Genomic DNA, 22,057 nt, shown 5'->3' on the forward strand with positions numbered 1-22,057 from the left:
GCCCCTTTCACGCTGGCGTCAGCAGCATACGCGACGTGCGTAGATCGACCGGGGCGCGCAGCTGTGCGGCGGCGCTCAGGCGTGCGGCGGCGGGAGGACCGTGGTCCCGACGACGGCGTCGACGTTGATCGGTCCGTAGACGTGGGGAAACAGCTCGCCCGTCGCCGGTATGCCGACCTCGTCGACGACCGGTGACGAGAGGCGGGACTCGTCGATGTGCAGGAGCACCAGGGGCTCGTTCAGGTCTGCGTAGATGTTTCGGCGCACCACGGGCCACTGCTCCGCGGACGACGCATGGATGAAGCCAACGTCGTCGAGCGAGCTGCCACGCGTCGACCGCGCGTACGTGCCACTGCGGACCGCGTGCTCCCAGTCGGGCTGCTCTGCAAGGTGGTAGATCATTCCCCCAGCCTGCCGTCTCGGCGGCCGGAGGTTGCCCGGGACGGGCCGCGGCCCCCTTGCCGACCGTGCTACAGGGGCAGCCCCGCCTCGAGCAGGGCCAGCGCCTCGTCGATGGTGCCGAACGCCTCGTCCAGCTTCTCGCCGGAGTGGACGTATGCCGCCATCACCACGCCGACGACCGCGCCGGCCCAGACCCGCACGGCCAGGTCGCCCGGCTCGCGGCCGGTGCGCTCCGCCGCCAGACCCGCGAGCATGGCGATGGTGTTGTAGTAGTTCTCCATCATGCGCGGGCGCAGCTCGGGCGACGACTCGAAGAGCCGCATCCGCTCTCGCTCGGTCTCCAGCTGCTCCTCGGTGAGCTGGCCCAGCCCGACCCGCATCGTGTGCCGTAGTGCCTGCATGGGCGTCAGGTCAGGCGACTGGGCGCGATAGACCTCGATCATCATCGGGTCCATCGCGTCGTAGAGGACGGTGTCCTCCTTGGTCGGGAAGTACCGGAAGAAGGTCGCCGGCGACACCTCGGCCGCCGCAGCGATCTGGTCCACTGTGGTCTCGCTGTACCCCTGCTCCCTGAACAGCCGCATCGCCTGCTCCTGGATCGCCGCGCGGGTCCTGGCCTTCTTCCGCTCCCGCAGCCCCGGTTCCGTCATACCTCTATTCTCTGGCGTTCCGGCGCGCTCGTCTCGGGAGGCGTGCCGGGACCACGCGACTGGAAGAACGCCAGCGTCAGCACGAGCGCCAGGACCGCCACCCCCGCCGAGGTCAGCAGGGCCAGGTCCATCCCGTGGACGAAGGCGTGGCGGGCCGAGTCGGCTACGGCCGGCGAGCCGGCGGAGACGCCGGCGGAGACACTCCCCTGCGCCAGCTCGGCTCCCTGCGGCGGGAGGCCGCGCACGTCCAGCCGGTCGCGGTACGCACTGTTGAGGACCGTGCCGAGGATGGCGACCCCGATGGTGCCGCCGACCTGCCGCAGCGCCTGGATCATCGCGGAGCCGGATCCGGCACGTCCGGCCGGCAGGGCATCCATCGCGGCGCTCATCACTGGAGGCAAGGTGAAGCCGATGCTGAGGCCGACCAGCGACATCCAGGTCGCGGTCCACGCGTACGAGTCGCCGACGTCGCTGGTCGCGCCGATGGCGAGCCCGACTGCCATGAGCAGGAATCCGACCGCCACCGTGACCCTGGTGCCTGCGCGCCGTGCGACCTGCTCGGCGGCCTTGGCCCCGACGAGCATGCCGCCGATGATCGGCAGCAGCCTCAGTCCCGAGTGGAACGCGTCGGCACCCTGGACCGCCTGGAACAGCTGCGGCAGCACGAACAACAGGCCCATCAACCCGAACGATGCGAGGGTCGCGAGCACCGCGCCCCAGCCGAAGACCTTGGTCCGCAGCAGGGTCAGGTCCGCGAGCGGGGACGGGGTCCGCCCCTGCCACCAGGCGAAGGTCGCCAGCAGCCCGAGCCCGGCGACCACCAGGGCGAGCGAGCCCGCGTCGGTCCAGCCCCGGTCCCCGAGCTGGATGAAGCCGTAGGTCAGCGCGACCAGACCGGCGGCGGACAACGCGATGCCGGGCAGGTCGATCCGGCCACCCGGGGTCCCGGGCAGGCGCGGCACCCACGCCGTCACGGCGACCGCGCCGACGATGACGAGCGGAACGTTGATGAGGAACACCGATCCCCACCAGAAGTGGTCGAGGAGCCAGCCGCCCAGCACCGGACCGAGCGGGATCCCGAGCGAGGTCGCCATCACCCAGATGGTCAGCGCCCGCGGCCGCTCCTGCGGGGTGAACATCGCCGTCACCAGCGACATCGACATCGGGATCAGGAAGGCGGCTCCGATGCCGAGCAGCGCCCGCGCGGCGATCAGCGCCTCGGGCGAACCGGCATACGCGCACGCCAGGGACCCGATCCCGAACAGCACCAGCGCGCCGAGCAGCACGTACTTCTGCCCCAGCCGGTCGCCGGTCAGGCCGGCCGGCAGCAGCATCGCGGCCAGCGCCAGGGTGTAGGCGTTCGCGAACCACTGGAGCTGGCTGGTCGATGCCTGAAGGTCGGTCGCGAGCGTCGGGAGGGCGACGTTGAGGACGGTCAGGTCGAGGCCGACGACCAGCAGGCTGACCGCCACCGCGCCGAGCGCCCACCAGCGTCGGGCGTAGATCTGTTCCATGACGCTCCTTCATCGCACATTTCTGATGGTTGCCCTCTTCTGAGTGCTTCTCTCATTTCAGAGTAACTATCAGAATCCACCGCGGTCAAGCGGTCATGACGACCACGTGTACGCGAGGGGGAACGTGGGTAGGGGGTCAGTGGCGGGGTAGCGCACCACCGCCCGAAGGCCCGAACCCTCATCGACCAGCGAGACGCCCATCAGGAGGTCACCATGCGACGCTGCGATCGTTGTTGCGCGGAGTCGAGAGTGGAATGGCGAAAGCTCCTCTCCTGCCTGGACCTCTGCCAGCATCACTCCCGCGAGTACGGCCCTGCGCTGGTCGCCGCCGGGTGGCGCGCCAACGAGCACATCGGCGAGGAGAGCGACCTGCGCCCGGGCGCGCCCCTGGCCAGCCACGGCGCGTGACCGACGACTTCCCCCGGCAGGACGCGAACCTCACGGCGGCTTTGCAAGGATCCTGAGGTGTGCACGCTGACACCTCGCTGACCACCGGCCGCGTGAGCCGGGTCCTGCTTGAACGCATCTGGCCGGCTGTCCATGCCGAGCGCCGGCCCTTGTCCGTGGAGTGGCACGAGCTGCCCGGCGAGCCGGTCGCGCCCGCCGACGGGCTCGTGCTCGACTACCGGCCCTACGAGGTCGGGACGATGTGGGGGGCGGCCTGGGGCACGACGTGGTTCCGCGTCACCGGTGTCGTCCCGCAGGAGTGGTCAGGGCAGCGCGTCGAGGCCGTTGTCGACCTCGGCTTCGACACCAACCTGACGGGGTTCCAGTGTGAAGGGCTCGTCTACCGGCCCGACGGCACGCCGGTGAAGTCGCTCAACCCACGCAGCCAGTGGGCACTCGTGTCAGAGCCGGCACAGGGCGGACAAGCCGTCGAGCTCTTCATCGAGGCGGCGTCGAACCCCGTGCTGCTCGGCGACCACCCCTTCCTGCCCACCCAGGAGGGCGACGTGCTGACCGCTTCCGAGCGCCGCCTCTACACGACTCGGCGAATGGACCTTGCCGTCTTCGACCGCGACGTCCACGAGCTGGCGCTGGACGTGGAAGTGCTCCTCGAGCTGCAGGCGGAGCTCCTCGACGGACCACGCCGCATGCGGATTCTCCAAGCGCTCGACGACGCGATGGATCGTCTTGACCTGCAACGGATCTCGCAAACGGCAAGCGATGCCCGCGCAGTTCTCGCCGATCTGCTGTCGCGGCCCGCTGAGGCGAGCGCCCACGAGATCTCCGCGATCGGCCACGCGCACATCGACTCGGCCTGGCTGTGGCCCGTGCGAGAGACGATCCGCAAGGTGGCGCGGACGACGGCGTCGATGGCCGCGCTCATCGAGGACACCGACGACTTCGTCTACGGCATGTCGAGCGCCCAGCAGTACGCGTGGGTCAAGGAGCACCGCCCTGAGGTGTGGGAGCGGGTCAAGGCGGCCGTGGCCGGCGGGCGCTTCCTGCCGCTCGGCGGCATGTGGGTCGAGAGCGACACTGTCATGCCGTCGGGCGAGTCCCTCGTGCGCCAGTTCCTCTACGGACAGCGGTTCTTCGAGGAGGAGCTCGGGGTGCAGTGCCGCGGCGCGTGGCTGCCGGACAGCTTCGGCTTCTCCCCGGCGTTGCCGCAGCTGATCAAACGGGCCGGCTTCGAGTGGTTCTTCACCCAGAAGATCTCGTGGAACCAGGTCAACCCGTTCCCGCACCACACGTTCGCGTGGGAGGGCATCGACGGGTCACGCGTCCTCAGCCACTTCCCGCCCATGGACACCTACAACTCGCAGCTGTCGGGCGAGGAGGTGGCCAAGGCCTCGCGGCAGTTCCGGGAGAGCCGCGTCGCGACCGGGTCCATCGCACCCGTCGGCTGGGGCGATGGCGGAGGCGGCACCACGCGAGAGATGACCGGCAAAGCGGCCCGCCTCGCTGACCTCGAAGGCAGCGCGAAGGTGCGCTGGGAGCATCCGGATGCCTTCTTCGACAAGGTGCTTCGGGAGATGCCGAACCCGCCGGTGTGGGTCGGCGAGCTGTACCTCGAGCTGCACCGCGCGACCCTGACGTCGCAGCACCGGACGAAACAGGGCAACCGCCGCTCCGAGCACCAGCTCGTCGAGGCAGAGCTCTGGGCGGCGACGGCGGCCGTCCGCGCCGGCGTGCCCTACCCGCACGACGAGCTCGACGCACTGTGGAAGCAGGTGCTGCTCCAGCAGTTCCACGACATCCTGCCGGGCACCTCGATCGCCTGGGTCCATCGGGAGGCGGTGGCCGAGTACCAGCGGGTCGGCGACGCGACCGAAGCCATCATCGCGCGGAGCCTGCGTGCTCTCGTCGGCGAAGGCGCCATCGCGCTCGAGGCCAACGCATCGCCCTTCGAGCGCAACCACGTGGCACCTGGCGCAGCTCAGCAGGTCGCCCAGGTCGCTCAGGTCGCTCAGGTCGCCCAGGTCGCCCGGGTCACCCGAGGGACGACGCCGGGCCCACGGCATACGGGAGTCCTCGACGCCTCACCGGAGCGGGCCGGCGAGGCCGCGGCTGTTCGGCTCGAAGCCGTCGCCGAACCTGAGGGTGGCTGGGTGCTCGACAACGGAGTCGTGGCCGTGACCGTCAGCCCAGAGGGGCTCATCACCTCCGCGGTGGACCACGCCACCGGCCGCGATGCGATCGCTCCCGGCGCGGCGGGCAACCTGTTGCAGCTCCATCAGGACCTCCCCAACCGGTGGGACGCCTGGGACGTGGACCGGCACTATCGCAACCGAGTCACCGCGGTCCGCGAGGCGAGCGCGGTGTCTGCGGAGGTTCACGACGGTGTCGCGCGTGTCACCGTCGACCGACAAATCTCTGCTGATTCGACTGTTCGACAGGTACTTTCGCTTGCGCCAGGGTCGAGGGGGCTCGAGATCGACCAGGAGACCGACTGGCACGAGACCGAGACGTTCCTCAAGGTCGCTTTCCCGCTCGATGTCCGTGCCGAGCACGTCACCGCAGAGACACAGTTCGGGCACCACCAGCGAGTGACGCACACCAACACCAGCTGGGAGGCGGCGAGGTTCGAGACATCGATGCACCGGTTCGTGCTCGCGGAGGAACGCGGCTTCGGCGTCGCTCTCGTCAACGACTCGATCTACGGTCACGATGTCACCCGCGACGTCGTGGATGGCAGGGTCGTGACGACCGTGCGGCTGTCACTGCTGCGGGCTCCGAGGTTTCCCGACCCCCGGACCGACCAGGGCGTCCAGACCCACCGCTACGGCCTGGTCATCGGCGCCGACGCCGCTGTCGCGACCCGCGAGGGGGCCCTCATGAACACGCCGGCCCGGCGCGTGACCGGCGAGCACGGCTTCGAGCCGCTTGTCGTCGTCGAGGGCGAGGGCATCGTGCTGTCCAGCGTCAAGGAGGCCGCCGACCGCTCCGGTGACCTTGTCGTCCGGGTCTACGAGTCGCTCGGCGGGCGGACGAAGGGCGGGGTCCGGTTCGGGCTGGCCGTGCTCAGCGTCGCGCCGGCCTCCTTGCTCGAGGAGCCCCTCGAAGCACCACGACCGGTGGCCGCGGACGGGTCGCTCGAGCTGGAGCTCGGGGCCTTCGAGGTCCGGACACTTCGCGTCGTCAGGCGGTGACCGCGCCCGCCCTTCGGTGGGCGGACATCGAAGGAGCCGCCCCGGGGCAGCGCAGGGCCGCTGGGCTGCGTCGCCCCGTATCGAAGTGACCACTCGACTCGCTCCACAGGTCGAGTGGTCACTTCGATACGCGTGCCACCGCAGGGGCGGCTCCTTCGTGGTGCCTCGGCTCTTCACCGAGACGGGCGGCCGCTCTACGTACCACGACGGGCCGAGCGGCCGAGGTTCAGTGGGTGGGGCCCGCAGCGGTTGGGCCCGACGGACCGCCACGAACCCCGCCCTCCGGCATACGGCCCCGTGGTGGCCCCTCTCGTGGCGGTCCACCGGCCCGGGCAGGCGCCGGACTCCTGGGCGCCGGGCCCGGCAGGGCGAGGCCCAGGAGCAGCTCGAGGCGATGCGCGCCCAGCAGCACCCTCGGCAGGACGACCGCCACGAGGACAGCGACACCCGCGAGGACCCCGCCGAGCAGGCTCTGGTCGCCCATCATCCCCACCTCAGTAGATGTTGCTCGGACGGACCATGCCCTCGGCGAGGTCGCCGAAGCCGGGGGCGATGATGGCGCCCGGGTTGACGTCGACCTGCTCGACGATCGCGGTCTCGGTCGTGATGAGCAGGGCGGCGATCGAGGCAGCACTCTCCAGGGCGGCGCGGGTCACCTTGAGCGGGTCCATGATCCCCGCGTCGAGCAGGTCGACGAACCCGCCGTCCAAGGCGTTGAGCCCGTGTCCGACCGGACCGGCCGAGACCCTGCGGACCACCTCGTCACCGTCGTAGCCGGCGTTGATCGCGATCCATCGAAGCGGCTCCGGCAGCGCCCGGCGCACGACCTCGCGGCCGACGGCGTCGTCGCCCATCAGCTCGACCCGGTCGACCACCGACTGGGCCTGCGCGAGCGCAGTACCGCCTCCGGCGACGACGCCCTCCTCCAGCGCGGCCCTCGTCGCGGCGAGCGAGTCCTCGACCCGCAGCATCCGTTCCTTGAGCTCGACGCTGGTCGCCGCCCCGACGGTGACGACCGCGACGCGACCGGAGAGCCGGGCCAGCCGGAGCTGCAGGCTGTCCTGATCCGCGTCGATCCGAGCCCGCTCGAACTGCTTCTCCAGCTGGCCGATTCGCGCATCGACGAGGATCGGGTCGCCGTGGCCACCGACGATCGTCGTGCTGTGCTCGGTGATGGTGATCCGGTCGCAGGAGCCCAGGTGTGCGCGGGTGACCTCGGCGAGCTCCACCCCGGTGTCCTTCGCGACGACGTGGCCGCCGAGGGCGACGGCGAGGTCCTCGAGCTCGGCCACGCGACGGTGACCGAACCCGGGGGCCCGGACGACGACGGACCGCATCGTGCCGTGCACGTTGCCCCCGACGAGCAGCTGCAGGGCCGGGCCGTCGACGTCCTCTGCGAGGACCACCAGGGGCCGGTCGGCCCGCTTGGCCACCTCGACGGTGGGCATGATGTCCTGCACCTGGGTGATCTTCTTGTTCGTCAGGAGGATGACCGGGCTGTCGTAGACGGTCTCCATCCGCTCCTTGTCGGTGACCATGTAGGCCGAGATGTAGCCATGGTCGAACTCGATGCCGTCGACGACGTCGACCGAGAGCCCCGGAGTGTCGGACTCCTCCGTGCTGACGATCCCCTTGGTCCCGACGCGGGAGACCGCGTCGGCGATGACGCTGCCGATCGCGTCGTCGTCGCCCGCGGCCATGGTCGCGATCCGCTCGAGCTGCAGCCGGTCGTCGACCTCGCGTGCGCTCTCACGCAGGGCCTCGACGAGGGCCGGGATGGTCCGCTCGATCCCCCGCCGCACCCGCATCGGGTTGGCGCCGTCGTCGACGGCTCGCAGGCCCTCGCGGACCATCGCCTGGGCAAGCACGGTCGCGGTCGTCGTGCCGTCGCCGACCGCGCCGTTCGTCTTCATCGCCACCTCCTTGACGAGCTGGGCGCCCATGTTGGCGAACGGCTCGCGCAGCTGGATCTCCTTGGCGATGGTGACGCCGTCGTTGGTGATGGTCGGCGGGCCGGTGAGCTTCTCCAGCACCGCGTTGCGTCCCTTGGGACCGAGCGTCACCTTGACGGCGTCGGCCAAGGCGTTGACACCGGACTCGAGCAGTCGTCGCGCTTCCTCGTTGAAGCGAAGTTCCTTTGCCATGACTGGAATTGCCTTCCTCGTTCGATTCAGACGGCCGCCGGGTCGCCCCGGCCGGAGGGTGCGGCAGCGTCGGCGCCGCACCCCGTCGGGCCGTCAGGGGATGAGAATCGCCCGACCGCGCACCCTGCCCGCGTCGAGGTCGTCGATCGCCTGCTGGAACTGCTCCAGCGGGTACTTGCTCGTGTGCAGCGCCACCTTGCCCTGGGCCGCGAGGACCATGAGCTCCTGCAGGTCGTTGTAGGAGCCGACGAGGTTGCCCACGAAGTTGATCTCGGTCGAGATGATGTCGATCGTCGGGACGTCGATGTTCTCGCCGTAGCCGACGACGTAGTAGCTGCCGGCGCGGCGCAGCATCGCGACGCCCTCGGACGTCGCACCGCCTTCGCCGACGAAGTCGACGACCGCCTCGGCGCCCTTCCCGCCGGTCAGCTCGAGCACCTGGTCGATATGGGTGCCGTCGGCGACGACGCCGTGGTCGGCGCCGACGGTGAGCGCGAGCTTGACGGCCTCCGGGTTCCGGTCGACGACGACGACCGTGGCCCCCGAGATCGCCTTCATCACCTGGATCCCGATGTGGCCGAGGCCACCGGCCCCGATGATGACGCACGTGTCACCGGGACGGGTCACCCGGGCGGCCTTCGCCGCAGCGTGGTATGCCGTCAGGCCGGCGTCAGCGAGCGCCGCGACGTCCGAGGGCTCCAGTCTGTCGTCGATCCGGACGACGCTGCGCGCCGTCGTGCGCAGGAGCTCGGCGTAGCCGCCGTCGGTGTCGATGCCGGGGAACTGGCTGTTCTCGCAGTGGACGTCGTCACCGGAGCGGCAGGCCCGGCAGAGCCCGCAGGTGATGAGCGGGTGCAGGATGACCTTGTCACCCACCTGCACGTTGGTCACGGCGCTGCCGACGGCGTGGACCCAGCCGGCGTTCTCGTGACCGATCGTGTAGGGCAGGCGCACCTGGGACTTCTCGGCCCACTGGCCCTCGAGGATGTGCAGGTCGGTCCGGCATACTCCCGCGCCCCCGATCCGGACGATGACGTCGAGCGGTCCCTCGACCCGGGGGTCGGGCACCTCCCGGATCTGAAGGTCGGTGTGGTACCCGACGACCTGGACGGCCTTCATGACGCTCTCCTGGTGTTCGTGACGGACGTGCCGAGCTCGCTGCCGTCCGAGTCGGCGTAGCGGGTGGCGAGCAGGCCCCGGCAGAAGTGGGCGTTGCCCTCGATGGAGATGCGGACCGCCTTGGCGAAGCGCAGCCGGGTCGACACCGCCTCGGGCGGGACGGTGCGGCCGCCGTCGTCGACCAGCACCTTGTCGGCGGGGCCGACCCCGAGCGCGATGTCGCGCCGGCGCCGGACCAGCGCGTCCTTGTGGGGGCCCGAGTGCAGGTCGCCGAGCGCCAGCTCGTGCAGCTCCTCGACGGTCCAGGCGGTGTCCCGCAGCAGGCCCATCACGGCGCGCTCCATCGCGGCGGTGTGCGCCTTGCGCCGGAAGGTCTGGCGCAGGTCGTCCAGACTCTCGAGCGCCTCAGACCCGAAGGTCCCCACGTAGCCGGCGTCGGCCGCCAGCCCCGCGTTGATCTTGTCCGAGTCGTGGTGGTCGTCGAGGCACACCGTCACCCGCCCGGCCTCGGGCAGCACGCGGAGGACGTCCTGCGCGTCCGAGGCCATGAGGTAGGCGAAGTTCGGCGAGCAGAAGGACGTCGGCAGCCGCAGGTGCACCGTGACGCCTGCGTCGTCGATGGCCACCGACCGGACGAAGCCGAGCTCGGTGATGGGCTCGTCGAGCTCCGGGTCGAGCACCGTGGCCAGCGCTGCCAGCACCTGGGTCTCGATGGTGACGGCCGCCCGGATGGCGACGGCGCTCATGACGGCACGCTCTCCCGGGCACCGGCGGCGACGTCGACGGTCGTCTGGCCGGCCTCGGTGGGCAGGCGCAGCTCCACGGGCACGTCGAGGTCGTACATCGCCGCCGCGTTGAGCCCGAGGATCTTCTTCTTCTGCTCCGTCGTGATCGGTGCGTACTCGGTCATGTCCGCGGGGATCTGGAAGTCGACGAACTTCTCGACCAGCCACTTCGGCGTCCAGAGCGCGTAGTCGCTGGCGAAGAAGATCTTGTCCTCGCCGATCCAGTAGAGGAGCTCACCGATGATCTGGGCGAAGTAGCGGGGGCGTGTGTGGATGAACGGCATCGCGACCGCGAGGCCGCCGTAGACGTTCGACTCCTGGGTCGCGATCCAGCAGAAGTCCTCGAGCCGCGGCAGCCCGACGTGCTCGACGATGAAGTTGAGGTCGAGGTAGTCGGTGGCGACCTTGTCGATGTCGGCCACATCGAAGGCGTCGCGGTCGAGCGGACGGATCGTCGGACCCTTGTGGACGTGGATGTTCCTGATGCCGAGCTCGAGGCACTCCTCGAGGTAGCGCCGCGACCACGGGTCGTCGAGCTTGTAGCCCCGCGAGTCGCCGTGCCACTCCGCGGTGTAGAGCTTGACGCCCTTGAGGCTCATCCGATCGGCGTCACGGCGCAGCTGCTCGAGGCCGGCTTCGCCGTTGCGGGGGTCGTACGCGTGGTTGTAGGTGAGCTTGTCGGGGTGCTGGCTCGCGAGGCCGAAGGCCTCCTCGGTCTGCCCGAACCCGGTCGTGTAGAAGTCGCTGAGCAAGGTCGCCTGGAAGATGGCGTGGTCGACGTACCCGTCCTGGAAGAGGTCCTTCAGGAGACGCTGACCGCCGTAGTAGGTGTACGTGTCGTAGTCCCAGAGGGCTTCGTCCGGGCTGAGGTTCTTGTGGTAGTCGTAGAAGCAGTCGATGAACTGCTTGCCGTGGACGTTCTTGATGTTCGACGCACGGCCGTCCCAGATGTGGACGTGCGCGTCGACGACGTAGTACTTCTCGCCGTTCTTCTCGTACATGACTTCCTCACTTCGTCGTGTGGTCGGGCCGTCGAGTGGCCGCGTCGTCGGGGACGCGGCCACTCGACGGGGGGTCAGTGGGCGGCGGGGGCGGTGAGGTCGAAGCCGATGAACTCGGCGGCGTCCTCGGGGCTCGCGAAGAGCAGGGTGCGGTCGTCGAGGTGGACCATCCGGCCGTAGTGGGTGGAGCTGATCTCCTCGAACACCGAGCCGTCGAAGTCCTCGCCGAGCGCGTCGGACAGCTCCGCGTAGTCGAAGTCGAGGACTCGCTCGCCGTCGACGCGGATCATCGAGGGGTACTCGGTGAGCTCCACGCCGGGCTTGCTGCCCATCACCTGGGCCACGATGCGGCCCACCGGGGTGTTCATCAGGGTGACCCCGCACATGTTCGAGAACGAGGCATCGGATCCGAACTGCATGCTCACTTGTCCAACTCCTTCGGGATGTCGAGCCCGATCTCCTCGAGCAGGGACCGGAACTTGTCCTTCGCGGCCTCGAGCGAGGACGCGAACGTCACCGCCTTCTCCGACGGCTGCGACCAGATCGGCTGCAGCGCCAGGGCGGCGTCGAGGCATCGGGGCACCCAGGTGGCGAGCCAGTCGCCGAACACGACGCGGTTGGCCCCGCCCGTCTCCTCGTCGCGGGTCAACAGCTGGAAGAGGTTGCGGGTGTAGGCCAGGTCGCGCGAGTAGTCGTTCTCCCCGGTCCCGACGATCGTCGGGGTGATGTAGTCGCCGTTGCGCGCCGCGATCTGCATGACGAGCTCGCTGCGGAACAGCGCCCCGACGAGCTGCTCGAAGACGACGTTGGTCGCGAACAGCAGCTCGCACCAGTCACCGACGGCCGTGAGCCGCTCGACGACCTCGCGGGTCGGCTGCCACTCCGGGGCGCTGCGCCACACCTCGACGTGCGCGGCGCCGTCGAACCCGATGCCGGCCTCGGACAGGTCCAGGTTGAACAGGGCCAGGTCCTGCGCGAACCGGATCTTGTGCGCCGCGTTGACGGCGACGGCGGTGTTGATCATGTTCGTCGGGCCGGACCGCTGGACCGCCGTGAAGACGTGCAGCCCGAGACCGTGCTCGGCATGCATCCAGGCGCCGAGGTTGCGCTCGATGAACTTCACCCAGGCGTGGTTCCAGTTCTGGTACGCGCCGGCCCGCTTGGCGTTCTCCAGGCACAACGACACCTGTCGCACGACCGCGGCGTTGTTGCGGTAGATGGTCTGGTCCCACTCCTCGTTGGGGTCCAGGAACGCGTGCCAGTTCGAGGACGTGGCCTTGGTCCAGTCCTGCGGGTAGCCGCCGGGGCCGTCGCCGAACCCGTAGATCCAGCCCTGCGTCAAGTGCCGGTCCGGGTCGGGCTGGACGTCGACCGTGACGTCCTCGTACATCGTCGAGCGCAGCTTGGCCGGCGTGAAGTAGTTGTACGTGCGGCTCTTCGAGCTCGGGAAGTCCAAGGCGCCGGCCTCGGAGTCCGTGAACTCGATCTTGGGGAAGCTGCGCGTCTTCTGGTCGGTGATGTCCGCCATGTCAGTCAACTCCGTTGTTGTGTGTGGACGGGATGGGTGGGGTGTGGTGAGTCAGGGTCAGGCACGGTCAGGCACGGTCAGGCACCGTCAGGCCGTGATGGGGCTGGTGAACTTGTCGTAGAAGACCTGGTCCTTGGGGACGCCCTGCTGGTCGAGCAGCGTCAGAGCGGCGTCCACCATCGGCGGCGGCCCGCACAGGTAGACCTCGCAGCGGTGGATCTCCGGCTCGCGCCGCTCCACCACGTCGGTGACGTTGCCGGACTCCGGGAGGAAGCCGAGCGGCATACCCTCGCCCGCGTCGGGCAGTGACTCGGAGAGGCAGACGACGAACTCGAAGTCGGTCAGCGACTCCCCCAGCTCCTTGATCTCCTCGACGAGGAAGAGGTCGGCGGCCGTCCGTGCGCCGTAGTAGAAGCGGACCGGCCGGGTGTTGCCCGTCTCCTTCAGATGCCGCAGGAGCGACAGGATGGGGGCCATCCCGGCGCCGCCGCCGATGCAGACCACCGGCAGGACGTGCCCCTCCTTGAGGGTGAACGAGCCGTACGGTCCGGTCAGCTGGAGCTCGTCGCCTACCGACAGGCCGTCCTCGAGCAGGCCCGAGAACCGTCCGCCCGGGTACTTCTTGATGAGGAACTCCACCTCGCCCGGCGTCGACTGCGTCGTGGCCATGGAGAAGGAGCGGTGCTCGTCCGTGCCCGGGATGCCGATGTCGGAGTACTGCCCCGGCTTGAACTCGTAGACCTCGGGCTCGATCGCCTTGAGCCGCAACGAGACGATGTCGCGCGTCATCGGCTCGATCGCGGTCACCTCGGTCCGGACCTGCTGGATCGCGAACCCGCCGAGCAGCTCGTCCTCGTCGAAGTTGAGCAGCTCGATCGTGCAGTCGCTGAAGGCGTGTGCCCGGCAGAGCAGGATGTATCCCTCGTTGACCTCCGCGTCGTTGCAGGCGAAGGTCGAGTAGCGCTCCATCTGCAGGTCGCCGTCGAGGACGTACGACTTGCAGGCCGAGCACTGGCCTTCGCGGCACCCGTGCATGAGATGGATCCCCTGACGGAACGCGGCATCGAGGATCTTCTCGTCCTCGCCGACCTCCATCTCGATGTCGACCGGCTCGAAGTAGATCTTGTGTCTGTCGGCCACGAGGGCCTCCTCACGCTGGCTCTGGCTGTGGGGCTGCTGGTGGGGGCTGGCGGCGGCACTCATCCCTGGCGGCGCCGCCAGCCCGGTTTTGGCGTGCCGGTCAGGCGACGGCCTTGGTGCCGTTGGCGCGGTACTCGGCGATGTGCGCCTCCCGCTCGGCGTCGGACATCTGGTTCAGCAGCACGTTCGGGCTGTTGAACGTGTTCCCACGGACGTCGTCGAGGGTCCACAGCTTCTTCGGGTCGTCGAGGTCCAGGTGCGGCTGCCCGATGAGCGTCCTGCCGTCGTCGCGCACGTAGCCGAGGTCCGACACGATGTCGGCCAGGTCCTTGCCGTGGTGCAGGGTCTCCCACTCGCGGAAACCGGTCAGCCGGCCCATGTTCGGCGTCGCGCGGCCCTCGTACTCACCGCGGAACGCGACAGCGTCGGTCCAGTGGCAGGTCTCCGAGCAGTAGGTGCGCCACTGCCCGTCGACCTGGTCGACGACGATGTCCTCGTGGATGAGTGCCGGCACCATGCACGTCCAGCAGCGGTGCGGGTACTGGTAGCCCACGTCCTCGAAGGCGATCGGCTTGTTGCGCCCGGGGTAGGCGAGGCGGTTGTAGGCCTCCCACCACTTGCCGTACTTGCTGTACCAGCCGGGGTACTTCTCCTCGAACCACTCGAAGTCCTTGTCGGTCATGGCGTCGATGCGCCAGTAGTTGACCGGCCAGCCCGTCGCGAAGAACCGCGCCACCTCGTGGACGTAGCCCTTGTTGACGATCCGGTTCCAGGCCTCCTCGACGAGGTCGTGCGGGATGGTGAGGCCGTACTTCTCGAGCGGCAGCAGGTAGCTGCGGTAGTAGTCGTCGTAGATCCACCGCCGCCACATCTCGGCATAGGACTCACGGTCCTTGCGGCGGTCCTTGGTGCCGTACTCGATGAAGGTGCCGATGGCGGCATCGACCACGCAGTGGTTGTTCCACCACGCGTAGCGCAGGTCGCGCTCGAGCAGCGGCCGGTTGCGCTCGTCGGCGAGGGCCATGAGCAAGATCGAGTAGCCGTTGGAGATGTGCCGGGACTCATCCGACTGGACCGAGTGGAAGACGGTCGGCAGCAGGTAGTCGCCGTTGGCGGCGGCCTCGTCGGGCATCGCGACGAAGAGAGTGTTGGTGAACGCCGTCTCGGCGACCACGGTGAGGTAGATGTTGGCGGCCGTGATGGCGTCGCCGGTGATGAACCCCTCGCCGAACTGCCGGCCGATGGTGCCCGCGTAGTTGTTCGCGAAGGCCTTCTCGGTCATGTCGAAGCCGGCCGGGTCGATGTAGTGGTTCATGTACAGCTTCTTGAGGTTCATCTGGATCGTCGAGTGACGGACCTCGTCGATCATCTGCACGGCCAGGCCGTTGTGGATCTCGGGGTTGGGCACCGCGTCGATCGCCATCGGCATGGCTCGGGCGGCCGAGATCTCGGGGAACGGGATGATCGACAGGAACAGCTTCTGCCACTCGAGCCAGCGCTGCTGGACCTGGCGGAACATGTTGCCGCGGATCGCGCCGTCCATCGCGCCGTAGACGCGGTTGTCCTTCTCTTCCTCCATCGGGAAGTAGGACCGCATGATCTGCTTGAGCGGGTCCTTCTTCGGGGCCTTCTCGAACGTGTAGTCCGTGCCGAAGCGGGTCGCGGGCGTCGCGAACGTCGGGTCCCACGACAGCTCGGTGATCTTCGCGTGGGCCTTCGTCAGACTCTGTCTGCTCACTCTTGCCTCCTGGTCTCCGGTCGGTCGTCCTGACCGAGCCGTCCGGCGACGGCGTCGTCTGCCGGGTGAGGTAGAGCGTCACAGCGCCGTGGCGTGACGGCTGTCTCAATGTGAGAGGGCACCTTTGGTATGCCGCCCGCCTCCCTTTCGAGCGGCATATGCCGGCGCGGTGGAGCCGCTTCGAGGCTGGTCGCCGGGTGTCTCACTTTGAGACGCGCCCGCTCGCGGGCGCATCGCAGCCTTGCCCCGGCCGGGCGATGGCCGTGAAAATTGGCACCTGGCACCCGCGACGAGGCGGATGCGTGCCACGGGAGGTTGGTCCATGGGACACATCGACACCCTCGAGGTCCGAGCACGGGACGCATTCCTGCGCTCCGGGCAGGTCGAGCCCACCGTGCGTGATGTCGTCGCGCAGTCGTGGCAGCGCAGCTCGAGGGCCGGGGTCAGCCCCACCGGGGTCGAGCCGCGCTACGTCTCCGAGATCAGCGAGTCCGAGCTCATCCCGCTCGTGCGCAACGTCATGAGCCGGGCGGCCGCCGCCCTCGGCGAGGAGCCGGTGAGCATGATCTTCGCCGACCCCGCCGGCAACGTGCTCAACCGGATCTGCACGGACCCGGCACTCGCCAGGTCCTTGGAGCGGGTCAACCTCACCCCGGGCTTCACGTACGCCGAGGAGCTCGTGGGGACCAACGGCATCGGCACGGCACTCACCCTGCGCACCCCGACCCTCATCGTCGGATCCGAGCACTTCGCCGAGCCGCTGATGATGTTCGCGTGCGCCGGCGCGCCCGTGGTGCATCCCATCCACGGCACCCTCGTCGGCGTCCTCGACCTCACCTGCGGGGCTTCCGCCTCCAACGAGCTGCTGCTCGCCTACGCGCGCTCGATCGCAGCCCAGATCGAGGACGCGCTGCTGGCCACGGTCTCGGCGACCGAGCTGTCGCTCCTTCGGGACTACCTCGCCGCCTGCAAGCACGCCACCGGGCCGGTCATGGCCCTGGGGCCCGAGATCGTCATGATGAACCGCCTCGCGCAGCAACGGCTCGACCCCACCGACCGGGTCGCGATCGTCTCGAGGACGAGCGACGCCCTGGGCGAGCTGAGCCCCCGCACCTTCGTCGTGGACCTGCCGAGCGGCGCCGTGGCCCGGCTCGACTACCGTCCCTCGTCGGTGGGCACGAGCCTGGCCGGCGGTGTCTTCCGGATCAACCTCACCGAGCCGGGCTCGGCCCCGCGCCCCACCGGCACGGTCGCACCGATCCCCCTGCCCGGCGTCGTCGGCGTGAGCCCGGAGTGGTCGCGCGTCGCCGGACAGATGCGCGAGGCCCACCGCACCCGGCTGTGGACGGTGCTGCAGGGCGAGCGAGGCGTCGGCAAGTACTCGTTGGCGCGGGCGATCCACCACGCGCAGGCACCGGCTGCCCACCTGCGGACCCTCGACGCGGCGACCGCGACCGAGGACCCGGGCGCGTGGCTCGAGACGGTGGCCGAGGAGCTCCAGCGTCCCGAGCCGGGGACCATCGTCCTGCGTCGGGTCGAGCTGCTGCCTGCATCGGTGATCGACGCGCTCTCCGAGCTGTTCATGGAGCAGTCCGCGCAGACCACCGAGACCCGGCCCTGGGTGGTCGCCACGCACGACCCTGCCGTCGTCAACCACCAGGTCGAGGCGCAGATCCTCCCCTGCTTCGACCGCACCGTCGTGCTCGAGCCACTTCGGCACCGGCCGCAGGACGTCCGCGTCCTCGTTCCCGCCCTGCTGCAGGCCCAGGCACCGTCACGTGAGCTGACGATCGGCTCGGCCGCCCTCAACCAGCTGGCGAGACATCCGTGGCCGGGCAACGTCACCCAGCTGCGCGACGTCCTGCGCCGCGTGACCGCGGCCAAGCGGCACGGTCAGATCGAGCTGGCGGACCTGCCCCCGGAGTGCCTCGCCGTCGCCCGGAGGACCCTGACCCCGATCGAGGTGATCGAACGGGACGCCATCACGCGGGCGCTCGCGGACTGCGGCGGGAACAAGGCGCTGGCGGCAGAGCACATCGGGCTCTCGCGGGCGACGATCTACCGCAAGATACGCGACTACGGCATCGACACCCGCAGCTAGCCGGGGAAACCGCTGAGAGCGTGTGCACCCAGCGCCTAGGCTGCCGCCGTGAGGTCGTACTCACGTGACGATGCGTGTGCTCGCATCGGGGTCGAGCCGGAGTATCTCGACCGACTGCTCGGCCTCGGTGTCCTTGGCCAGGCGGACCCGGCACGCCTCTCACCGGGAGACCTGCGCCGGGTCGTCATGGCGAAGTCGCTCGAGGACGCGGGAATCCCTCTCGAGCACGTGGTGGCCGGGCTCCGGAGCGGCGCGCTCTCGTTCGACTTCCTCGACGGTGCGGCATACGAACGGTTTGCGACCCTGGCCGGGGAGACCTTCCAGCAGGTCAGTGACCGCACCGGTGTCCCGGTGGATCTCGTCATGGCGATTCGGGAGGCGATCGGCTCCGCGCCTCCGTCGCCCGACGACCTCGTGCGCGCGGACGAGATGGACGTCGTGCCGTTCCTCGAGCTGCAGGTGTCCGCCGGGTTCCGCAGGAACGCCATCGAGCACCTGCTGCGGGTCCATGGCGACAGCACCCGCCGGATCGCCGAGGCGGAGGGCGGGTGGTGGAACTCCGAGGTGGTGGAGCCGGCGATCGCTGCCGGCCTGGGGCCGGAGGGCGCGGCCAACGCCGCATTCGCGGAACTCAGCACCCCGCTGGCCGAGCGCGCCCTGCTCGGCCTCTACCACGCTCAGCAGGCGCGGGCCTGGACCGCGAACCTCATCGAGACCTTCGAGGTCTTCATGGCGCAGGCGGGCATCCACAGCCGGCTGGACCGGCCACCGGCGATCTGTTTCCTCGACCTCACCGGGTACACCCGACTGACCCAGGAACGCGGCGACGAGGCAGCCGCGGACCTCGCCGACACCCTGGGCCGGCTGGTGCAGCGCGGCTCCGTGCGGTTCGGCGGCAAGCCGATCAAGTGGCTCGGTGACGGCGTGATGTTCTACTTCCGCGACCCCGGTCCCGGGGTCCGCTCGGCGCTGGAGATGGTCGACGAGGTCTCGGCTGCCGGGCTGCCGCCGGCGCATGTCGGCCTGCACACCGGGCCGGTGCTCTTCCAGCAGGGCGACTACTTCGGCCAGACCGTGAACCTCACCGCGCGCATCGCCGAGTACGCGCGACCGGGCGAGGTGCTCGTCAGCGAGGCCGTCGCCGAGGTCTCGCAGCAGGACGGGATCACGTTCCAGGAGATCGGCGCCGTCGACCTCAAGGGTGTCTCCGGGTCGGTCACCCTGCTGCGAGCCCAGCTTGGCTGAGAACTCTGTTGGTTGACCTGCCTGCCCACCGCCACCCCACTCCCCGCCCTTCTTTCGAGACCAGCCGGAGGACCGCATGACCGAGAATGCCGCCGACACGTACACCGCGACCAAGCGCAGCCTGCACGGCCTCGCCGAGCTCGTGCTCGCCGGGCCGCGCTGCAGGCAGGGAGGATCCATCGAGCTCCGGGTCCAGGCGCAGGGCTTCCGGACGCGGGACGAACCGATGATCTCGATGAGTGGTTCGGCGCTCGTCACCGCAGATCTGACGGTCGACGTCGACGGCCTGACGTTCGCCGAGGCGGCCGCACGCCTGGGGCTCGAGGCGAGCCGGCTGGACGACATCTATCCCGACGGGCCCAAGGTCAGTCCCGACGAGGCCATCTGCCTCGACTCGGAGTCGGTTCGACAGGTGGAGCGTGCGCTCGCCCTGGGCGACCGAGCATTGAGGAGCTTTCACGAGGGCGCCGACCCGATCCTGTGGCCCGAGCACTTCGACGTCGCAGTCGAGCTCGGCGATGCCACCTATGGCGTCTCCCCCGGTGACCGCTACGACGCCCAGCCCTACGCCTACGTCTCCAGGTCGGGACCCTTCACGGGCGAGTTCTGGAACGCGCCTTTCGGCGCAGCCAGGCTGCTCGCCGAGCTGGATGGTGTCGACGGCATCGTGGCCTTCTTTCGTCAGGGAGCCGACGCCGCGGGGACGCGCCCGACCTGACGACACGGCATACGCCATCGGCCGAATCGCCGTGTGCCGTATGCCGTCCGGCCGTGTCAGCCGTCCTGACGCGTGGGCGTCCGGCGGCGTCAGCCGTCTCGGCTTGCGCGCTCGTCGTCACGGTCCCGCAGCTGCCCGAGAAGGTCTTCCCGGAGGGAGGCGATCGTGACGTCGTCGACCCGCCGAAGGCGGTGGTAGGACGCCCACCCGTCCAGGACGACCTGCCCCGCCTGGTCGCGCCCTGCGGAGCGGGGGTAGTTGAGGCGCACCCATCCGGACGAGGGCGGGTCGTTGGGCAGCCGCGCCAGGCCATGCAGCGCCGGTTGTCGGTCGGGTGTGAGCACCCACGTCGCCGGTTCGTCCGCGTCGACACCACGGGCGAGCAGCAGTGTCCACCCGCCGTCGCCACCGCGCACGGCGTGGAACCGCCACCAGAGTGAGTCGTCGGCGGACGTCTCGGTCTCGTCAATCTCCGCGCGATCCGTCTCCGCTAGCCCGTCGACCTCCTCAGGGTCGACCAGCGCATCCGGGCGGTCGGGCCATTCGAGCAGGATGGCCGTCTCGGGGAGGTAGGTGTCGAGCCAGAGGTTGTCGCGGTCGAAGGCGGTGGCCGGCACCTCGTCGACGACGTAGCGGCGCTCGGCGATGCGGCGGCGGCGCACTTCCGCGAAGGCAACATGCCCGACCCCGAAGGCGAGGGCCAGCCCGGCGGGAGCGGCGACCATCGCGACCAGCATCTCTGGGAGGTAGGCCTCCCCCTCGAACGGGCGGCCCAGCGCGTAGAACGTCAGGTCATCGCCGGGCCCGAAGTCGAACCCACATCGCATCCACTGCGTGTACGCGGCGCCACCATCCACGACTGCGACTCTGCAGTCACTGTCGGCCGTGTCCTGGACGGTTCCCACGTGCTGCGTGCTCGTGAAGGCCAACAGTCCGGCCAGAGCAGCCATGGCGGCGAAGTAGCCGACCACCGCCATGGTCCAGGTCGGCGCTGCGAGCCAGCGCGTCCTCCACGATCTGGCGGACCACGTCGGACCGCTCTCGCTCATGGCGGCGCCGAAGGGGGCACCCCATCGGTCGGGGACGTGGACGCGGTCCACGTTGTCCCGCTCGTCCGTGACCCGGAAGGACTTCGCCGGGTCGACCAGCGACAGTCCCGAGATCGGCACGACCCAGTGGAAGCGCGGACCGAAGATGTGGCCGTCGCCCTCGACGCGTGAGATGCGCGCCCCCTCGGAGCCATCGTCGCCATGCCGCGCGCCGCGCGACACGGGAATGCGGACCGGCCGACCCCTGCGGAGCCGCCCCGATGCCAGCCGCGGGGCCAGGGTCAGGCGGTACGCAGGCACGACCGCCGCGGCGGCCAGCGGGACCCACGCCGTGAACAGGTCCAGAGCATTCGTGCTCGCGAACACGGACACCCCCCAGCCTATGGCCGCGGCGCAGCCCGCCCACCTCAGACGACAGACGACCCAACCGTCGAGTGAGCGCGCAGTCCCACCGGTCCCACCGGTCCTTGTCCGAGGGCAACGGCACGGCTCCCTGGGTTTCCTGGCGGGGCAGCGGTCTTGGGGCGGGCGCGAGGGGTATCTCCTAGGTATGACCCGCACTGTCAGCGAGCTCATGATCGAGCTCGCGCAGGTCGAGGACGCCCTCCGGCACACTCCCCTGCACCGGCCCGGCACTAGGGCGAACACCTCACTGCCCTACGGCTTCGTCGGGACCGTCAACACCGAGATCATCGAGCTCGCTTCGCGCGAGGAGGCGATCCTGCGCGAGCTGCGTGTTCGCAGAACCATCTCGGCACCGGCGCCCGACCCGAGCCGCTAGGCCGGGTTGCCAAAGGAAGCTGGTGAGCCTGGTGCACCCCGGACTTCGGCGTCGAGCAGCGTCATTCCCAGCACGGGCCAGGCCCTCTCGCCTGCGACGGTGCGGCCGCGTGGTGTCCACCTGCCTACGTAGACTGTTGGCTCGTTCGCCCGTGGTGATGGCTCCGCGCACACTGACGGTTTCCCGTTCGACCCGAAGGACCGAGCCGTGCCCGACCGACCTGAGATCGTCTGCATCTGCGGCTCTACCCGGTTCGTGGACGAGATGAGCGCGGCGAGCCGTGATCTGACCTTCGCGGGTGTCATCGTCGTCGCGCCAGCCATCTTCCTGCGCGCCGAGGATCACCAAGCAGACGAGTTGATCACGGACGAGCAGAAGACCGCGCTGGGTGCCCTCCACCTGCGCAAGATCGACCTGGCCGACCGGGTTCTGGTCGTCAACCCGGGCGGGTATATCGGCGAGTCCACGAGCAGGGAGATCGCATACGCCCACGCCACCGGCAAGCCGGTCTCGTTCACCGATCCCGTCGACCAGTAGACGCTGTTC

Annotated in this window: 20 protein-coding genes; 7 read left to right on the forward strand and 13 right to left on the reverse strand. The window is 69.5% G+C overall.

Going from position 1 to position 22,057, the window contains the following annotated elements:
* Positions 1-75: 75 nt before the first annotated feature.
* The 3 genes from ACYVLP_RS11785 to ACYVLP_RS11795 form a co-directional block, all read right to left on the reverse strand.
* On the reverse strand, positions 76-402 hold the full coding sequence (locus tag ACYVLP_RS11785) for a DUF952 domain-containing protein (protein WP_460627534.1): 327 nt from the start codon (positions 400-402) through the stop codon (positions 76-78).
* Between the two features lie 68 nt (positions 403-470).
* Positions 471-1,052: an acyl-CoA-like ligand-binding transcription factor gene (locus tag ACYVLP_RS11790; RefSeq protein ID WP_460627535.1), complete on the reverse strand. Its 582-nt coding sequence runs from the start codon at positions 1,050-1,052 to the stop codon at positions 471-473.
* Positions 1,049-2,566, reverse strand: a complete 1,518-nt coding sequence (locus ACYVLP_RS11795; protein ID WP_460627536.1) for a DHA2 family efflux MFS transporter permease subunit — start codon at positions 2,564-2,566, stop codon at positions 1,049-1,051. Before ACYVLP_RS11795 ends, ACYVLP_RS11790 begins: the two co-directional genes overlap by 4 nt.
* 213 nt (positions 2,567-2,779) lie before the next feature.
* Here ACYVLP_RS11795 and ACYVLP_RS11800 point away from each other — a divergent pair, with 213 nt between their 5' ends.
* On the forward strand, positions 2,780-2,974 hold the full coding sequence (locus ACYVLP_RS11800) for a DUF7455 domain-containing protein (protein ID WP_460627537.1): 195 nt from the start codon (positions 2,780-2,782) through the stop codon (positions 2,972-2,974).
* A gap of 59 nt (positions 2,975-3,033) precedes the next feature.
* Positions 3,034-6,162, forward strand: coding sequence for an alpha-mannosidase (locus ACYVLP_RS11805; protein ID WP_460627538.1), 3,129 nt, complete (start codon positions 3,034-3,036; stop codon positions 6,160-6,162).
* A 226-nt stretch (positions 6,163-6,388) separates the two neighbouring features.
* On the opposite strand, the gene ACYVLP_RS11810 is transcribed toward ACYVLP_RS11805, so the two are convergent.
* The 9 genes from ACYVLP_RS11810 to ACYVLP_RS11850 form a co-directional block, all read right to left on the reverse strand.
* Positions 6,389-6,646: a hypothetical protein gene (locus ACYVLP_RS11810; protein WP_460627539.1), complete on the reverse strand. Its 258-nt coding sequence runs from the start codon at positions 6,644-6,646 to the stop codon at positions 6,389-6,391.
* Positions 6,647-6,656: 10 nt separating this feature from the next.
* A complete protein-coding gene (groL, locus tag ACYVLP_RS11815; RefSeq protein ID WP_460627540.1) occupies positions 6,657-8,306 on the reverse strand; it encodes a chaperonin GroEL in 1,650 nt (549 codons plus the stop codon).
* Between the two features lie 93 nt (positions 8,307-8,399).
* Complete coding sequence (locus ACYVLP_RS11820) at positions 8,400-9,425, reverse strand: NAD(P)-dependent alcohol dehydrogenase (RefSeq protein WP_460627541.1); 1,026 nt, start codon at positions 9,423-9,425, stop codon at positions 8,400-8,402.
* Positions 9,422-10,171 carry an iron-sulfur cluster assembly protein gene (locus tag ACYVLP_RS11825; RefSeq protein WP_460627542.1) on the reverse strand — a complete coding sequence of 250 codons (750 nt, stop codon included), beginning with the start codon at positions 10,169-10,171 and terminating at the stop codon, positions 9,422-9,424. The genes ACYVLP_RS11820 and ACYVLP_RS11825 overlap by 4 nt, the downstream gene beginning before the upstream one ends.
* Positions 10,168-11,211, reverse strand: a complete 1,044-nt coding sequence (locus ACYVLP_RS11830; RefSeq protein WP_460627543.1) for an amidohydrolase family protein — start codon at positions 11,209-11,211, stop codon at positions 10,168-10,170. Before ACYVLP_RS11830 ends, ACYVLP_RS11825 begins: the two co-directional genes overlap by 4 nt.
* 74 nt (positions 11,212-11,285) lie before the next feature.
* The gene (gene mimD, locus ACYVLP_RS11835) at positions 11,286-11,630 is read right to left on the reverse strand and encodes a propane 2-monooxygenase effector subunit MimD (RefSeq protein WP_452267596.1); all 345 of its coding nucleotides are present in this window, start codon (positions 11,628-11,630) and stop codon (positions 11,286-11,288) included.
* A 2-nt stretch (positions 11,631-11,632) separates the two neighbouring features.
* Positions 11,633-12,739 (reverse strand): aromatic/alkene monooxygenase hydroxylase subunit beta, encoded by a 1,107-nt coding sequence (locus ACYVLP_RS11840; RefSeq protein WP_460627544.1) that lies wholly within the window; start codon positions 12,737-12,739, stop codon positions 11,633-11,635.
* Positions 12,740-12,826: 87 nt separating this feature from the next.
* Positions 12,827-13,879, reverse strand: a complete 1,053-nt coding sequence (locus ACYVLP_RS11845; RefSeq protein WP_460627545.1) for an FAD-binding oxidoreductase — start codon at positions 13,877-13,879, stop codon at positions 12,827-12,829.
* Between the two features lie 100 nt (positions 13,880-13,979).
* The gene (locus ACYVLP_RS11850) at positions 13,980-15,617 is read right to left on the reverse strand and encodes a ferritin family protein (protein ID WP_460627546.1); all 1,638 of its coding nucleotides are present in this window, start codon (positions 15,615-15,617) and stop codon (positions 13,980-13,982) included.
* A 322-nt stretch (positions 15,618-15,939) separates the two neighbouring features.
* On the opposite strand from ACYVLP_RS11850, the gene ACYVLP_RS11855 reads away from it, so the two are divergent.
* The 3 genes from ACYVLP_RS11855 to ACYVLP_RS11865 all read left to right on the forward strand — a co-directional run bounded on the left by ACYVLP_RS11855 (position 15,940) and on the right by ACYVLP_RS11865 (position 19,681).
* Positions 15,940-17,718, forward strand: coding sequence for a sigma-54-dependent Fis family transcriptional regulator (locus ACYVLP_RS11855; protein WP_460627547.1), 1,779 nt, complete (start codon positions 15,940-15,942; stop codon positions 17,716-17,718).
* A 48-nt stretch (positions 17,719-17,766) separates the two neighbouring features.
* A complete protein-coding gene (locus ACYVLP_RS11860; protein WP_460627548.1) occupies positions 17,767-18,963 on the forward strand; it encodes an adenylate/guanylate cyclase domain-containing protein in 1,197 nt (398 codons plus the stop codon).
* Between the two features lie 76 nt (positions 18,964-19,039).
* The gene (locus ACYVLP_RS11865; protein WP_460627549.1) at positions 19,040-19,681 is read left to right on the forward strand and encodes a hypothetical protein; all 642 of its coding nucleotides are present in this window, start codon (positions 19,040-19,042) and stop codon (positions 19,679-19,681) included.
* An 89-nt stretch (positions 19,682-19,770) separates the two neighbouring features.
* Here ACYVLP_RS11865 and ACYVLP_RS11870 read toward each other — a convergent pair whose 3' ends face one another.
* The gene (locus tag ACYVLP_RS11870; RefSeq protein ID WP_460627550.1) at positions 19,771-21,102 is read right to left on the reverse strand and encodes a hypothetical protein; all 1,332 of its coding nucleotides are present in this window, start codon (positions 21,100-21,102) and stop codon (positions 19,771-19,773) included.
* Between the two features lie 178 nt (positions 21,103-21,280).
* Here ACYVLP_RS11870 and ACYVLP_RS11875 point away from each other — a divergent pair, with 178 nt between their 5' ends.
* The gene (locus ACYVLP_RS11875) at positions 21,281-21,511 is read left to right on the forward strand and encodes a hypothetical protein (protein WP_460627551.1); all 231 of its coding nucleotides are present in this window, start codon (positions 21,281-21,283) and stop codon (positions 21,509-21,511) included.
* A 207-nt stretch (positions 21,512-21,718) separates the two neighbouring features.
* Positions 21,719-22,048: a hypothetical protein gene (locus ACYVLP_RS11880; RefSeq protein WP_460627552.1), complete on the forward strand. Its 330-nt coding sequence runs from the start codon at positions 21,719-21,721 to the stop codon at positions 22,046-22,048.
* The last annotated feature ends 9 nt before the right edge of the window (positions 22,049-22,057 follow it).

It is taken from the genome of Intrasporangium mesophilum, assembly GCF_054783095.1.

What these genes read in the sequence shown, in the direction of transcription:
- ACYVLP_RS11785 (WP_460627534.1), bottom strand. Translation starts at nt 402, where the DNA reads ATGATCTACCACCTTGCAGAGCAGCCCGACTGGGAGCACGCGGTCCGC.
- ACYVLP_RS11790 (WP_460627535.1), bottom strand. Translation starts at nt 1,052, where the DNA reads ATGACGGAACCGGGGCTGCGGGAGCGGAAGAAGGCCAGGACCCGCGCG.
- ACYVLP_RS11795 (WP_460627536.1), bottom strand. Translation starts at nt 2,566, where the DNA reads ATGGAACAGATCTACGCCCGACGCTGGTGGGCGCTCGGCGCGGTGGCG.
- ACYVLP_RS11800 (WP_460627537.1), top strand. Translation starts at nt 2,780, where the DNA reads ATGCGACGCTGCGATCGTTGTTGCGCGGAGTCGAGAGTGGAATGGCGA.
- ACYVLP_RS11810 (WP_460627539.1), bottom strand. Translation starts at nt 6,646, where the DNA reads ATGGGCGACCAGAGCCTGCTCGGCGGGGTCCTCGCGGGTGTCGCTGTC.
- groL (WP_460627540.1), bottom strand. Translation starts at nt 8,306, where the DNA reads ATGGCAAAGGAACTTCGCTTCAACGAGGAAGCGCGACGACTGCTCGAG.
- ACYVLP_RS11820 (WP_460627541.1), bottom strand. Translation starts at nt 9,425, where the DNA reads ATGAAGGCCGTCCAGGTCGTCGGGTACCACACCGACCTTCAGATCCGG.
- ACYVLP_RS11825 (WP_460627542.1), bottom strand. Translation starts at nt 10,171, where the DNA reads ATGAGCGCCGTCGCCATCCGGGCGGCCGTCACCATCGAGACCCAGGTG.
- ACYVLP_RS11830 (WP_460627543.1), bottom strand. Translation starts at nt 11,211, where the DNA reads ATGTACGAGAAGAACGGCGAGAAGTACTACGTCGTCGACGCGCACGTC.
- mimD (WP_452267596.1), bottom strand. Translation starts at nt 11,630, where the DNA reads ATGCAGTTCGGATCCGATGCCTCGTTCTCGAACATGTGCGGGGTCACC.
- ACYVLP_RS11840 (WP_460627544.1), bottom strand. Translation starts at nt 12,739, where the DNA reads ATGGCGGACATCACCGACCAGAAGACGCGCAGCTTCCCCAAGATCGAG.
- ACYVLP_RS11855 (WP_460627547.1), top strand. Translation starts at nt 15,940, where the DNA reads ATGGGACACATCGACACCCTCGAGGTCCGAGCACGGGACGCATTCCTG.
- ACYVLP_RS11865 (WP_460627549.1), top strand. Translation starts at nt 19,040, where the DNA reads ATGACCGAGAATGCCGCCGACACGTACACCGCGACCAAGCGCAGCCTG.
- ACYVLP_RS11875 (WP_460627551.1), top strand. Translation starts at nt 21,281, where the DNA reads ATGACCCGCACTGTCAGCGAGCTCATGATCGAGCTCGCGCAGGTCGAG.